15 protein-coding genes are annotated in these 14357 nt (G+C 41.5%); 2 read left to right on the top strand and 13 right to left on the bottom strand.

The genetic code is table 11. The features are described from left to right. Together NTU69_04050 and NTU69_04045 are read left to right on the top strand one after the other, a co-directional pair. A partial coding sequence (locus NTU69_04050) for a TRAP transporter large permease subunit (protein ID MCX5802697.1) occupies window positions 1-580 on the top strand: 580 nt, incomplete at its 5' end. Window positions 581-701: 121 nt separating this feature from the next. Continuing rightward, entirely contained in the window at window positions 702-1763 is a 1062-nt protein-coding gene (locus NTU69_04045; protein ID MCX5802696.1) for a TRAP transporter substrate-binding protein, read from the top strand. 169 nt (window positions 1764-1932) lie between these two features. Here NTU69_04045 and NTU69_04040 read toward each other — a convergent pair whose 3' ends face one another. From NTU69_04040 to ftsH, 13 genes are all read right to left on the bottom strand, one after another. Further along, window positions 1933-2112, bottom strand: a complete 180-nt coding sequence (locus NTU69_04040) for a hypothetical protein (GenBank protein MCX5802695.1) — start codon at window positions 2110-2112, stop codon at window positions 1933-1935. 16 nt (window positions 2113-2128) lie between these two features. After that, window positions 2129-3463 (bottom strand): phenylacetate--CoA ligase family protein, encoded by a 1335-nt coding sequence (locus tag NTU69_04035; protein ID MCX5802694.1) that lies wholly within the window; start codon window positions 3461-3463, stop codon window positions 2129-2131. 145 nt (window positions 3464-3608) lie between these two features. Further along, window positions 3609-4070, bottom strand: coding sequence for a hypothetical protein (locus NTU69_04030; GenBank protein ID MCX5802693.1), 462 nt, complete (start codon window positions 4068-4070; stop codon window positions 3609-3611). After that, entirely contained in the window at window positions 4067-5638 is a 1572-nt protein-coding gene (gene cimA / locus NTU69_04025; GenBank protein MCX5802692.1) for a citramalate synthase, read from the bottom strand. Before cimA ends, NTU69_04030 begins: the two co-directional genes overlap by 4 nt. Continuing rightward, a complete protein-coding gene (locus NTU69_04020) occupies window positions 5635-6867 on the bottom strand; it encodes an aspartate kinase (GenBank protein ID MCX5802691.1) in 1233 nt (410 codons plus the stop codon). The genes cimA and NTU69_04020 overlap by 4 nt, the downstream gene beginning before the upstream one ends. 96 nt (window positions 6868-6963) lie before the next feature. After that, window positions 6964-7380, bottom strand: coding sequence for a tRNA (adenosine(37)-N6)-threonylcarbamoyltransferase complex ATPase subunit type 1 TsaE (gene tsaE, locus NTU69_04015; GenBank protein MCX5802690.1), 417 nt, complete (start codon window positions 7378-7380; stop codon window positions 6964-6966). Then, window positions 7343-8917, bottom strand: coding sequence for an NAD(P)H-hydrate dehydratase (locus tag NTU69_04010; protein MCX5802689.1), 1575 nt, complete (start codon window positions 8915-8917; stop codon window positions 7343-7345). The genes tsaE and NTU69_04010 overlap by 38 nt, the downstream gene beginning before the upstream one ends. Window positions 8918-9046: 129 nt before the next feature. Next, window positions 9047-9391: a holo-ACP synthase gene (gene acpS, locus NTU69_04005; GenBank protein ID MCX5802688.1), complete on the bottom strand. Its 345-nt coding sequence runs from the start codon at window positions 9389-9391 to the stop codon at window positions 9047-9049. A gap of 32 nt (window positions 9392-9423) precedes the next feature. Next, on the bottom strand, window positions 9424-10140 hold the full coding sequence (locus NTU69_04000) for a pyridoxine 5'-phosphate synthase (GenBank protein MCX5802687.1): 717 nt from the start codon (window positions 10138-10140) through the stop codon (window positions 9424-9426). A 52-nt stretch (window positions 10141-10192) separates the two neighbouring features. Then, a complete protein-coding gene (locus tag NTU69_03995; protein ID MCX5802686.1) occupies window positions 10193-10834 on the bottom strand; it encodes a CdaR family protein in 642 nt (213 codons plus the stop codon). 46 nt (window positions 10835-10880) lie between these two features. Then, window positions 10881-11621, bottom strand: a complete 741-nt coding sequence (gene cdaA / locus NTU69_03990; GenBank protein MCX5802685.1) for a diadenylate cyclase CdaA — start codon at window positions 11619-11621, stop codon at window positions 10881-10883. Then, window positions 11615-12436, bottom strand: coding sequence for a dihydropteroate synthase (gene folP / locus NTU69_03985; protein MCX5802684.1), 822 nt, complete (start codon window positions 12434-12436; stop codon window positions 11615-11617). The genes cdaA and folP overlap by 7 nt, the downstream gene beginning before the upstream one ends. Next, window positions 12414-14216, bottom strand: coding sequence for an ATP-dependent zinc metalloprotease FtsH (ftsH, locus tag NTU69_03980; protein MCX5802683.1), 1803 nt, complete (start codon window positions 14214-14216; stop codon window positions 12414-12416). The genes folP and ftsH overlap by 23 nt, the downstream gene beginning before the upstream one ends. Between the last annotated feature and the right edge of the window lie 141 nt (window positions 14217-14357).

Here is a 14357-nt window from a genome sequence, read left to right as displayed (position 1 = left end):
CTTTTTCACACCTACTGAGGCAGGGGCAGTAGGTACATTTGCTGTTCTTGTTCTGGCGATAGCCAAGCGGAGTATAAATTTCACTGGGTATGTTAAATCAGTCACGGAAGCCCTTCGTACTGCCGGGATGATCCTTATGCTCATTACAGGCTCTGTAATACTTGGCCATTTCATAGCCGTGACCAATATCCCCCAGAAAACAGCAGATTGGTTGGTAGCGCTGCCTCTTAACCGTTACCTTATCATGATAATGATCTGCCTCGTATACGAGATAGGTGGTTCTTTTATTGATGACCTTGCATTCATGATCCTTGCCACCCCTATCTTCTACCCGGCAGTCCTCAAGCTTGGTTTCAATCCTATCTGGTTCGGCATAGTGATCGGTGTTGTCGTCATGATCGGGGTGGTTATTCCTCCGGTTGCCGTCTGTGTCTTTGTGGTACATAACATAACCAAGGAACCTATGGGCCGGATATATAAAGGCGTTGCCCCGTTCCTGATCTCTCTCATCCTTGTCTGGGGCCTTCTGTTCGTCTTTCCGCAGCTCGCCCTCTGGCTTCCCTCGGTATTTTACAAATGAGAGTGGATGCAGGAATGGAAAAACCAGTGCATATGCAACGGTTTTGCAAATATAGCTTGAACAAAGGCAGGCAATATGTCACAATCCAAAGATACACAATAAACAAAAAGGAGGTAGCATTATGAGAAGGTTAGTATTATTGGTGTTTGTCGTTTCGCTTCTATTTTTAACGTATTCTTTTACCTATGCAGCAGACGTAATAAAGCTCAAGTTTGCGAATTATTTTCCACCCACACATATGAATTCGGTGATGATGGGCAAGTTCTGTGACGAACTGAACAAAAAGTTAGCCGGCAAGGTGGAGCTGACACAGTACACCGGCAGCACACTTCTTTCGGCACCCAAGATCGCCGCAGGTGTATCCACCGGTATTGCGGACATCGGCCTCTCAAATTTAGCTTATACAAGGGGACGTTTTCCTGTCATGGAGATAATGGAACTGCCCCTCGGTTTCCCGAGTGCCTGGATAGCCGGCCATGTGGCCAATGACTTTTATAACAAATTCAAACCGAAAGATTTTGATGCGTATCATGTACTTATGCTTAGCACGTCTCCTATAAATGTCATCCAGACGCTTAATAAACCTGTCAAAACACTGGAAGAACTTAAGGGGCTAAAACTCAGAGGCACAGGGAGGCTCGGGGACATAGTCAAAGCCCTTGGAGCTACACCAATTCCTATTGAGACACCAGACCTTTACGATTCGCTAAAAAGGGGTGTTATTGAGGGTGCATTGCTTCCCCTCGAAACGTTGAAGGGCTTTAAAACAGGTGAAGTGCAAAAATACGTTACTGCATCATGGAAGGTAGGAAGCGCCTATTGCTTCTATGTGCTCATGAATAAGAACAAATGGGATAGTCTTCCTGCCGATGTTAAAAAGGTCATTAACGAATTTTCCAAAGAGTTTACCGAACGGTGGGCAGTTGAGTGGAACAACATAGATATTGAAGGCAGGGAGTACTTTACAAAACAGGGTGGCCAGATTATACCCATCTCCGATGCCGAGGCTGCCAGATGGATAAAAGCTGCAGAGCCCGTTATCGACGATTATAAGAAAGACCTGATCTCCAAGGGCTATAAGGCCAAAGAGATTGATGGCTGGTTAAGCTTTGTACGTGAACGTATCGAATACTGGAAAGGTCAGGAAAAGGCTAAGAAAGTACCGACGGCATACCAGTATTAATTAGTGTCGGTCTTGACTTAAGAAAGAGGTAGTCACGCTCCACCCTGCTCGGGGTGGAGCGTGACCCTAATTTTAACCGCCCTCATATTAATAGACTTACATTATTACATGTCAATCATATGCCAAACATAAGCATAACAAGAGACTCTGGATTTAGATCACTCTTCTCTTATAAAAGCTCTTTCAAATCACATATGTTTAATTCTAACATCTTTGTACTTGCAAGAAGTCGAACTAAATTCTTCTTCACAGCTTCAATATCTTTTCCGAGATTCATAAGTTCCTCGGCTGTCTTTCGAATCTCCTTTATTTTTACATCCATCTCGTTAATTTTATCTTTTCCTTTCATGGCTCATCCCTCCCTTTTAGTGTTTCCTCAAATCTTTAAATCTTTTTGCCTTAATTTCATAACGTGGTAGGCTACCGTAAGGATGAACCTCCATCTTATAACCGAGATTTGTTTTAACCCTTAGCTGGTCTTTCAGGAGAACCAAAATCTCATCTTTCTTGTCTTCATATCCAGGTCTGATTTCTACCTTGAGAAGGATATCGTCTATGTCACCTTTTTTGCTCACGATAACTTCATATTCATTACCCAGTTCAGAAAAGTTTCTTACAACGTCCTCAATTGCGGTGGGGGCAAGGAGCACCCCTTTAACCTTGGTAATATCATCAGTCCTGCCAACAACACCACCATCTATAATGCGGAAAGTACGGCCACAGTCACATTTATAGTCGGCCCATCGTATTATATCCTTTGAGTCAAACCGGATACAGGGCTTTCCTACTCTGTCAAAAGCAGTAATAATCATCTTGCCATTTTTACCGGGTTCTTCAATAATTTCCCCTGTTTCAACGTCTTCTATCTCAACAAGAAAGAAGGCCTCGTTCACATGGAGCCCGCCAGGTTGATGGGCACATTCGTAACTCCAGGCCCCTATCTCAGTTGCACCGATATGATCATATACTTTAGCACCCCAGGCCTCCTCCATACGCTTTTTGGTAGTGGGGATACTGGCTCCTGGCTCGCCAGCGCATGTGATCCTCTTGATATAGAGGTCTTTGCTCGGATCAATCCCAATCTTCATTGCCGTACTGGCCATCCCCAGCACATAGGTAGGTGTTGCCATAAAGGCAGTGCATTTAAGTTCCTTCATTTTCAGAATCCTTGCTTCAGTGTCAAGGACTCCTCCAGGAACTACCTCACAACCTATCTTTTCTGCCGCATAATGACCAGCCCAGAATGCTACAAATATATTATAGCCAAAGGGGATAAAGACGCGGTCAATATCCCTGTAACCCTGGGAATATAAAATATAACACCAGCACTCTGCCCACCACTCCCAGTCCTGCCAGGTATCCGCCTGGTACACAGGGGTGCCGGTTGTGCCGCTGGTCTGACGGAATTCTGTAATCTGTTTTAGAGGGACTGCTAACATATCCCCATAGGGAAATGGTTCTCTGGTTTGCACATCTCTAAGCATCCCCTTTGCTGTCTTGGGAACCTTCTTAATATCTTCAAGGGTCTTAATATCCCCGGGCTCAAGGCCACTATCATGATAAAGCCTTTTGTAAAAAGGGGAATTGTTGTAAGCCCATTCCAGAATACGCTTGAATTTCTTCAGTTGCAGGGTTCGGAGTTTTTCCCGGGGTAGGGTCTCAAGGATGGGATTCCAGTAAATGCTGTTATCTTTAGCCATTATTCACCTTCTTATACACATATATAGTGATGGTCTGGAAAAACCTGTTTTCGGGTTATATAAGGATGTTATAGTATTATGTAAAAAGCTGTCAAGTATATAATATGCAAATTAAATTTACAGATTGCTGAAAAGATAATGTTTTCTAAGGTTTGTAATTATTCTCTCTCGAGAGTATTGCATATTCAAAACCATCCAGAAGCGCCATAAAGGATGCCATGTTGATATTGGCAGAGATTGCAACCACGCTCCATATTTCTTTACCATCGGTGAATATAATAGATACCTCAACCTGTGCAGAGGTGCCTGATTTTGTATCATGTATCCTCGATGAAAAATCTACAAGCTTTACACCCTGAATCACGGGGAAAATGGAGGAAAGGGATTTTTTTAATACATTTGCAAGGGCATCAACAGGTCCTACGCCTGTTGAGGCTTCATGCATCCCCTGGTTTTCAGTTTTTATAATAACTGTTGCCTCAGGTCTTATACCATCATCGATGAGCCTGTATGTTCCTACTACCTCAAAGGGACTCTTATAGCTCTCCAGTGACCGAAGTATATTTAGCTCTTTTGTTGCATCGCGGATATTCAGAAGTCTTTTCACCGGTCCTTCTCCTCTTCTATGAGTAATTTATAATCTATGCCATCCACAAGTGCTTGCCAGCTTGCCTCTATAATATTTTCCGAGACACCTACCGTTCCCCAGGTATGTTTCCCATCACTACTCTCAATAAGCACCCTTGTTGCTGCCTGAGTCCCGTCCTTTGTACTTAGAACCCTTACCTTATAATCTACCAGGTCCATCTCTTTTAGCACCGGATAGAATTTATGCAGGGCCTTTCGCAAGGCATTGTCAAGGGCATTTACAGGACCAGTACCGAGGGCTGCAGTATGTTCAATCCTATCGCCAACCTTCACTAAAATAGTAGCTTCAGAAACAGGGTGATTCCTTTCCTTTTTCTCCACCATTACCCTGAAGCCAACGAGATCAAAGTATTTTTTATGTATACCCAGGGTCTTCTTAATGAGAAGCTCAAGGGATCCCTCAGCCCCCTCAAACTGATACCCGTACATTTCAAGCTCTTTTATCCTTTTTACCACATCTTTAATGAGCTTCTTATCCTTTTCTATGTCAATGTTAAATTCCTTTGCCTTATAGAGTATACTGCTCTCCCCGGAGAGGTCAGAGATGAGAACCCTCTGAGTATTTCCAACCAGTTCTGGCTTCATATGTTCGTAGGTTTCAGGGTTTTTCCTTATTGCACTTACATGTATCCCGCCTTTATGGGCAAATGCACTTTCACCCACATAAGGTCTATGTTTATCAGGGATAAAATTCGCCATTTCATCGACAAAGAGAGAGAGATCTCTAATCTTTGCCAACCTTTCCTTATCTATCCCCTTATATCCCAACTTCAGTACGATGTTTGGTATGATAGAGCAGAGATTTGCATTACCGCACCTTTCCCCATAACCGTTTATAGTGCCCTGAACATGTTCGCATCCAGCGCTCACAGCCATCAATGTATTGGCGACCGCCATCTCTGTATCATTATGGGTGTGTATCCCCAACCTTTTATTGACTGTTTGACGAACCTTCTTCACAGTGTCATGGATTTCATAAGGCATGCTGCCACCGTTTGTATCGCAAAGGACTATCACATCTGCCCCTGCGTCTACTGCAACCTTCAAAACTTTCATTGCATATGTATTGTTTCTCTTATACCCATCAAAGAAATGTTCAGCATCAAAAAGCACGAACTTTCCATGCCTTTTTAAATAATCTATCGTTTTTTCAATCATCTTTAAATTTGTATCAAGACTGACCCTGAGGGCGTCCCTCACGTGCAAGTCCCAGGTCTTTCCGACGATTGTAACACATTCGGTATCTGCTTCGAATATTGCCCTTATAATCTCATCATCCTCTGGATGTGCATGTGCCTTTAGAGTGCTACTAAAGGCAACTATTTTGGAGTTCTTAAGGGCAAGTTTCTTCACCTCTTTGAAGTACTCGCGGTCTTTAGGGTTTGAGCCTGGCCACCCCCCCTCAATGTAGTGCATACCAAATTCGTCAAGCCTCTCGGTAATCCTGAGCTTGTCATTGAGGGAAAAGGCTATGTCTTCAGATTGTGCTCCATCCCTTAATGTAGTATCATAAAACTCAACCTTCACTTCTCCTCCTCAATATCCTCTGCGTCGAGACCAAACTCTTTATGGAGGGCACGTACAGCAAGCTCTCCATATTTACTATCTATCACACAGGAAATTTTTATCTCCGATGTGGTTATTGCTTCAATATTAATCCCCTCTTTTGCAAGGATTGTAAACATCTTGGACGCCACACCTGCATGGGATCTCATCCCGAGCCCAATAATAGATACCTTGGCAATATTCTCATCGATCGCCACCTTTTCTGCCCCTATATTATGGGCTACCTTCTCCATAATGTTATATGCCTTTTTTGCGTCAGCTTTCGCTGTTGTAAACGTGATATCTGTAAAATTATCACGGCTTACATTCTGGACTATAACATCCACCACAATGTTGGCGTCAGAAAGGGCGGTAAATATCTTTGATGCAACACCTGGTTTATCCGGGACCCTGCTTACCGTTATTTTTGCTTCATTCTTACTGTGAGTAATACCTGTAACAACCATTTTTTCCATTGATAACACCTCCTTGCATACAAGTGTTCCGTCACCTTCTGTGAAAGAAGATTTTACGAGGATAGGTACATTATACCTTTTAGCAAATTCAACAGACCTTATCTGTAAAACCTTTGCTCCAAGACTTGCCATTTCGAGCATCTCTTCGTATGATATTTTATTAATTCTCCTTGCCTTCTCACATATGTTAGGGTCTGCTGTATAGACACCATCAACATCTGTATATATTTCACATAAATCTGCATTAAGAACTGTTGCTAAGGCCACTGCTGTTGTATCAGAACCACCTCGCCCCAGGGTAGTGATGTTGCCATGTTCATCAACCCCCTGGAACCCTGGTACCACTACTACTCTGCCTTTATCGAGTTCCGAGACAATTTTTTCTTTTTCTATTTTTGAGATTCTTGCCTTGTTATAACTCGAATCCGTTACTATTCGTACCTGATAACCAAGCATTGATATAGCATCACAGAACATTGTTTTTAATGTTATAGCAAGAAGGGCAGACATTACCTGTTCACCAGTAGAAATCAACACATCAACTTCTCTTTCATCAGGAAATTTACTAATGCTGTGCGCTAAATTGAGCAATCTATCCGTTTCTCCGGCCATAGCAGATATAACAACAACCAATCTGTCACCTCTTTCTCTATATTCTATCACCTTTTTTGTCACATTCTTTAATCGCTCAAGATCTACTACTGAAGTTCCTCCATACTTCTGTACGACAAGCATCTTTTACCTCCATGGTTTTTTAATTGCCGATTTCGGATTGCCGATTTTCGATTTCAAATCGCAAATCAAAAATCACAAATCGAAAATGTATTCTTATCATGGTCGAAAAATGATAACCTTCCTTTCCTCCTCACCAATAACCTCTATATTTACCTTTATTACACCATTCCACCAGTTTGTCCTCTCTGCCCATTCTACCACAATTATGCCATTATCGAGAAATTCTTCTATCTGAAGGGTTTCTGCCTCTCCCATTTCAATCCTGTAAAGGTCTACATGGTAAAGGTTATATCTACCCTCATATATATTCATTATTGTAAAAGAGGGGCTCACAACATATAGCCAATCCTTCACCCCGATACCCCTTGCAATACCCTTTACCAGTTGTGTTTTACCAGCGCCAAGCTCACCATAGAGGGCATAAAGATCGCCACATTTTGCATATTTTCCAATATGTTCCCCTATGTCCCATGTATCAGAGGGACTTCTCGATATAAATTCTATCCTTTCCATCCCTAATTTCCCTTATAGCCTCACCTAATCCGGGAAGCAGGTCACATGCGAGAAGATCAATATCAGTGCCGTGTTCAACCCATCTGTCAGCCATATAACCGTGGAGGTAAGTTCCCAATAAGGATGCCTCAATTACAGAGTAACCCTGAGAAATACATCCACCTATGAAGCCTGTGAGTATATCTCCACTTCCGCCTTTTGCAAGGGCTGTATTGCCTGTAGGATTTATAAAGATTTTCCCATCGGCACTGAACACGATAGTCCTTGCACCTTTTAATACAAGGTTTGCCCCGGTATTCATTACAAATCTTCGCCCAGCGCTAATTCTATCCATATTTATATCATCTGGCGTGACACCCATGATACGGGCAAGCTCTCCAGGGTGGGGGGTAAATACTGCATCCCTCTTGACACGTTTAATTAAATTTAGATGTCCCTTGAAGGCATTTATACCATCAGCGTCTATAACAAAGGGCTTATTTACATCAGTGTATAGCTTTCTCACAAGTTTCATCGTCTCTCCCTGCTGTGAAAGGCCGGGACCCATTATGATAACATCCTTATCCTCTAAAAATTCCATAATCTTTCCATATGAGGAAAGAGTGAAAAAACCCTTTCCTTTATCCTCTACGGGGTACGTCATCACCTCAGTAAGTTTCACCTCCATGATACTGTTCAGACTCTCAGGTATGATGAGTGTTACAAGGCCTGCACCAATTTTTAAAGCAGAAGTTGATGCCATATAGGCTGCTCCTGTCTTACCAGTTGAACCGGCGATAACCGCTGCATAGCCGAATGTTCCTTTATGTGCCCATGGCATTCTTTCTTTCAAGATTTCCCTCAACATATTGCCATCAATCAGATAACCATCAATACCAATTTTATCCTCTGCAGGGGCAGGTAAAGAGATATCAACAACTGTGAGTCTGCCTGTATAGTATGCACCAGGATACAGAATCTGGCCGAGTTTTGGATAACCGTATGTGAAGGTATGGGTAGCCTTGATAGCACACCCGAGGGGGATACCCATTTTCCCGTCAATACCTGAAGGAATATCGATGGAGATGACAGGTTTTTCCGATTTATTAATCTCCTCTATAACGTATCTTTCCATGCCTTTAACGGTTTTTGAGAGGCCTGTTCCGAAAATTGCATCTACTATGATGTCAGCGTTTTTAATCCCTTCTTTAATTATATCTAAATTATCAATACATTCTATTATCTCTCCGCCAATCGATGCATACAATTTCATGTTTAGAGCCGCATCTCCTTTTAGCTCATGAACCTTACAAAGGAGAAAAACATTTGTTTGAAAACCGTCTCTCTTTGCATACCTTGCGACTACAAATCCATCTCCTCCATTGTTTCCTCTCCCGCAAACGATAACTATATATCTCATTCCTGTAAGGTAGCGTTCCTTTGTGAGCCTGTATGTATTTCTTCCAGCATTCTCCATAAGCACAGAAGATGGAATTCCCCATGTTTTTATAGCATATTCATCGTATTTTGCCATCCTCTCAGGTGAGAGCACCTTCATGTCCACCTCCCCTTGATACAAGCTGAGAGCAAAGAGCAGGGGGTTAAGAGTTTAAACTCTACGCACTAAGCTCCACGCTCTACGCTATAAATGAGTTTCATATTCCAAACCATGTTCATAGTCTGTACTTCATTCATTCCCTGAATGACTACCATATATGACCACTACCGATACCGCATAAGATTGTTCGTGAGATATACTCACCCCCTGATAGTCTTTCTCGTGAAAGTGTATAAAGGGTTTTCCCTTTACCTGTAATACCTTAATATCTTTCCATACCAACCTCTTGCCAAAGGCCTTCATAAAGGCTTCTTTGGCAGCAAACCTTCCGGCAAGGGATTCGTGCATTCTTTTCATTCCCTTTACATATTGAATCTCTTCCTCTGTGAATACCTTATCTAAAAATCTATTGCCATGTTTCTTAATAACCCTTGCTATTCTTGAGACATCAACCAGATCAACACCAATCATCATTACCCTATCCCCTAAACCCTATACCCTAACCCCTATCTCTTAATCAACTCAATCATATCACGAATTGCCCTATCAAGTCCTACAAATATTGCCCTTGCAATTATACTGTGTCCTATACTCAACTCATCAATCTCTCGAATAGATGCTATCTCCCTCACATTATGATAATGCAAACCATGCCCTGCATTAACTCCAAGTCCCAGCTTCTTACCTTTTGCTGCAGAAAGCATTACCTTTTTTAACTCCTCTTCTCTTGCCTTTTCGCTTTGAGCGTCACTATATGCCCCTGTGTGGATCTCAATCATATCTGCATCAATTTTATGGGCTTCCACGATTTGTGGTTCTTCTGGATCGACAAAAAGACTCACCTTGATCCCTTTTTCCTTTATCTTTTCTATAGTTTTTTTAAGTTTATCTGAAAATGTTACAACGTCAAGCCCGCCTTCTGTCGTTAATTCTTCTCTCTTTTCCGGGACAAGGGTTATCATATCAGGCCTTATATCCCTTGCTATTTTTATCATTTCCGGGGTAGCTGCCATCTCAAGGTTGAGTTTTGTTTTTACTACATCTCTCAGGATTCTTAGATCCCTGTCCTTGATATGGCGTCTATCTTCCCTCAAATGGATAATAATACCTGATGCCCCTGCCATTTCTACCAGACCTGCTGCATATACGGGGTCAGGATAGTAGGTACCCCTTGCTTCTCTCAGTGTTGCAATGTGGTCTATGTTCACCATTAATTTAGGCATTTAGTTCCTCCGAAAGATATTTTTCGCTACCCAGAATAATCTCTTTTTCACATTAATATTTCTTTAAAATAACCCTTATGGTTTCAGGTTTAAGCCTTTTCACCAGCATATCCTTTGTATCCAGAGAGACATCCAGTTCTTCTTCTTCATTCTTGAATTGACCATCTACTAAAAGCGTTTCTATAGAATCCTTATTCTCCAATGACCCCCTGGAGCCTTCTACATTTATATAATGAGGATACCAGGATTTTATTCTGTATGTACCAATCCATTTTTTATCCAATCTTACAATACTTCTCAACCTTTTCTCCAGAGCCCTTTCTACTTCTATCGCAACATAATCAGGTTTTATATTCTCTACATTTATACCTTTTGGCACCCTTATGTCACTTCTCTTTAAATTAAAGATATGGCGACCCTCATTCACATTTGACAGGTCAACCGATACCTTTATATCCCGGGCCCTTAAATTTTTAAGTATTAATACGGGGCCATTTATTGTAACAAACACATCCTCTGTGTCCATCTTTTTGACTATATAATTTTTGTTAAGATTGTCGGTAGAAACTTGCACTGAGATACTCATCTTCGACTCGCCAATATAGGAAATAGCAAACCACAGCATGGCGGCAAGTAGAAAGGAAAGAATCTTTAGTGACAGGTCTTTTAGTATGTATTTTCTAATAATATCCATTCATATTCCCTGTATTGCTTATTTCCTTAAACCTCTTTTTCAAGGTTTATTTTAGTAACTCTTTCAGCCTTTTTTTGAGCTCATCCATGCCTATATCAGTAAATATTTCCCCCTTGCAGGCATAGGAGACCTTACCCTTCTCTTCTGATACCACAACTGCAACAGCATCCGTTACCTCGGTTATGCCAATGGCTGCCCTGTGTCTTGTACCGAGGCTTTTATCAATATTGTCCTTCAGGGTGAGAGGAAGTATACAACTTGCTGCCCTGATCCTACCCTCTCTTATGATCATTGCGCCATCATGCAAAGGGGACGCATGTTGAAAAATACTCAATATGAGTTCGGTATTCACGTGAGCATCTATCTGCATACCAATCTCCATAAACTCTTCCAGCCCAACTTCCCTCTCTATCACGATTAGTGCGCCTATCTTCCTTTTACTCATAATTATACATGCCTTTGATAACTCATCGTAAAATAACGTTTCTTCTACATAGCTAATCTTTTTAAAAAAAGGATTTCTGCCCAATGCGAGAAGCATCCTTCTTATGTCGTTTTGAAATATCACCACGATAACAAGTATGATAGAGCCAACAAAGTTATTGAGGATCCATCCGAGAGTAAACAATTCAAGCTTCTTTGAGAGATAAAATACAAAGAAGATTATAATAACTCCAACAATAAGCTGACTTGCCCTTGTTCCCTTTATCAGCAGGAATATCCTGTAAATTATAAAGGAAACAACCAGTATGTCTAAAATGTCCTGCCACCTTACGAGTGTTAGCATGATTTCCTTATAGCATCCACAAGTTTGACTACCCTTCTTGCCTTTTTCGCATCGTGAACCCTTATGATATCTGCTCCATTCCAAACAGAGATTGCTATGCTTGCGAGGGTACCCTCGGTTCTTTCTTCCAATGGCAAGTCCGTAACCTTTCCTATGAATGTTTTCATGGAAGTGCCAATAAGAAGAGGCCTGCCAAAATCTTTAAAACTTTGAAGCATTTTAATGATTTTAAGATTATCTTCTACCCTTTTCCCAAAACCAATACCCGGGTCCAGGATGATATTATCTTCTTTTATTCCACACTTTTTTGCATATGCCATCCTTTCAATAAAAAAGTTTTTTATTTCGGTTATTACATCATCATAATATGGATCTTCTTGCATATCTTCAGGAGTACCTTTCATATGCATAACCACAACATATACCCCAAGTTTCCCTATCACCCTTGCCATATCTTTATCAAATCTGAGTCCGCTTATATCGTTTACCATATCGGCACCTGTTTCTACGGCTTCTTTCGCAACTTTTGTTTTGTATGTATCTATAGATATTACAACGTTTGATTTTGCCCGTATGCCTTCTATTACAGGGATGGCCCTCTTTAGCTCTTCTTCAGGAGAAATACGCTCAGAAAAGGGTCTCGTAGATTCTCCACCTACATCTATTATGTCTGCCCCTTCTTCAACCATTTTTAGGGCATGTTTTATCGCTTCTTCTGGTGCATAGAACTTCCCACCATCATAAAAGGAGTCGGGTGTTACATTCAGAACTCCCATGATGAGAGGTCTATCTTTACATATTATCTCCCTTGCCATTTGTACTTTCCCTGATGATATTCTCTATTTCCTGGCCATCAAGCACTTCCTTTTCCAGAAGTTTATTGGCAATGGCATGTAATGCATCTATATTCTTTATAACAATTCCCCTTGCCCTTTCGAAGCAGCCAGTGACTATTTTTCTTAGCTCTCCATCTATCTCCTGGGCTGTATTTTCACTAAAGTCTCTGTGCCGTGTAATTTCCCTACCAAGAAATATGGGTTCCTCTTTTTTACCATAGTTCAGGGGTCCAAGCTTTTCGCTCATCCCCCATTCACACACCATTTTTCTTGCTATTTCTGTTGCTCTTTCTATGTCATTGCCAGCCCCGGTTGTCTCATGTTTAAGAACAATTTCTTCCGCCACCCTTCCGCCAAGTAAAATAGTAATATTGTCAAGCAGATATCCCTTAGGATAGGTGTGTCTTTCATCTATCGGGAGTTGTTGTGTAATGCCTAATGCCATGCCTCTTGGTATGATAGTGACTTTATGTATAGGGTCAGAACCCGGTATCATATTTGCAACAAGCGCATGCCCCGCTTCATGATATGCAGCATTTCTTCTTTCTTCATAGGATATTATCATGCTCTTTCTCTCAACCCCCATAAGGACTTTATCTTTTGCTTGTTCAAAATCTTCCATCTCGATCTCTTTTTTACTCTTCCTCGCTGCAAGAAGGGCAGCTTCATTTACAAGATTCTCAAGGTCTGCCCCTGAGAATCCGGGGGTTCCCCTCGCGATGATCGATAAATCCACATCCTGAGAAAGGATGGTCTTCCTCGTATGAACTTTCAGTATGGCCTCTCTACCCTTTACATCCGGAATAGGAACAACTATCTGTCTATCAAACCTCCCTGGTCTTAAAAGAGCCGGGTCAAGAACATCAGGCCTGTTTGTAGCCGACATAATAATGACCCCTTCATTTGATTCAAAGCCATCCATTTCAACAAGGAGTTGATTCAAGGTCTGTTCCCTTTCATCGTGCCCCCCGCCTAAACCTGCGCCCCTGTGCCTGCCCACCGCATCTATCTCATCTATAAATATGATACATGGTGCATTTTTTTTGCCCTGGTTAAAGAGGTCTCTAACCCTGGAGGCCCCCACACCAACAAACATTTCAACAAAATCTGAACCACTTATACTAAAAAAAGGTACATCCGCTTCCCCTGCGATTGCTTTCGCAAGCAGGGTTTTTCCTGAACCTGGCGGGCCGACCAGGAGCACGCCTTTCGGTATCCTTCCGCCAAGTTTTGTAAATTTTTTGGGGTCGATTAAAAACTCTATAATCTCCTGCAGTTCGTCTTTTGCCTCCTCAATGCCAGCTACATCTTGAAAGGTAACCTTATTGCCCTTGTTTGTGAAAAGCCTTGCCCTGCTCTTACCGAATGCCATTGCCTTGCCGCCGCCTGCCTGCATCTGTCTCATAAAGAAGATCCAGACCCCTATCAGAAGCAACATTGGAAACCATGAGACAAGTATATTTTGCCATATTCCTGATTCTTCATCCGGTTTCGCATTTATTTTCACGTTATATTCCCGCAACATCTTCATAAGTTCCGGGTCATCAGGGGCGTAGCTCTTAAATTCCTTACCATCTTTGTATAGACCGATAATATTCTTGCCCTGGATCGTTACAGAAAGAATCTTGTTTGTCTGGACAGCCTCAATAAAATCGCTAAAGATTACATTATCATAAGTCTTTTTTGGTTTATAGTAAACATTGAAGATAAAAAGACCAAAAAGGATAATAAACAACCATATAAATATGTTTTTGTTAATCGGGTTTATATTTGTATTTTTTGGCACAGATGCTTTTTACCACAAAACCCTTTTGTTATCAACACATTTAAATCGGTAAATAGTGAATAGTAAACAGTGAATAGTTACAATTCATTATAAATTTAGTATAATTCTGTTCTA

The sequence above is a fragment of the Pseudomonadota bacterium genome (genome assembly GCA_026388215.1).
Classification (GTDB): Bacteria; Desulfobacterota; Syntrophorhabdia; order Syntrophorhabdales; family Syntrophorhabdaceae; genus JAPLKF01.
This window is presented reverse-complemented; position numbering and strand designations above follow the sequence as displayed.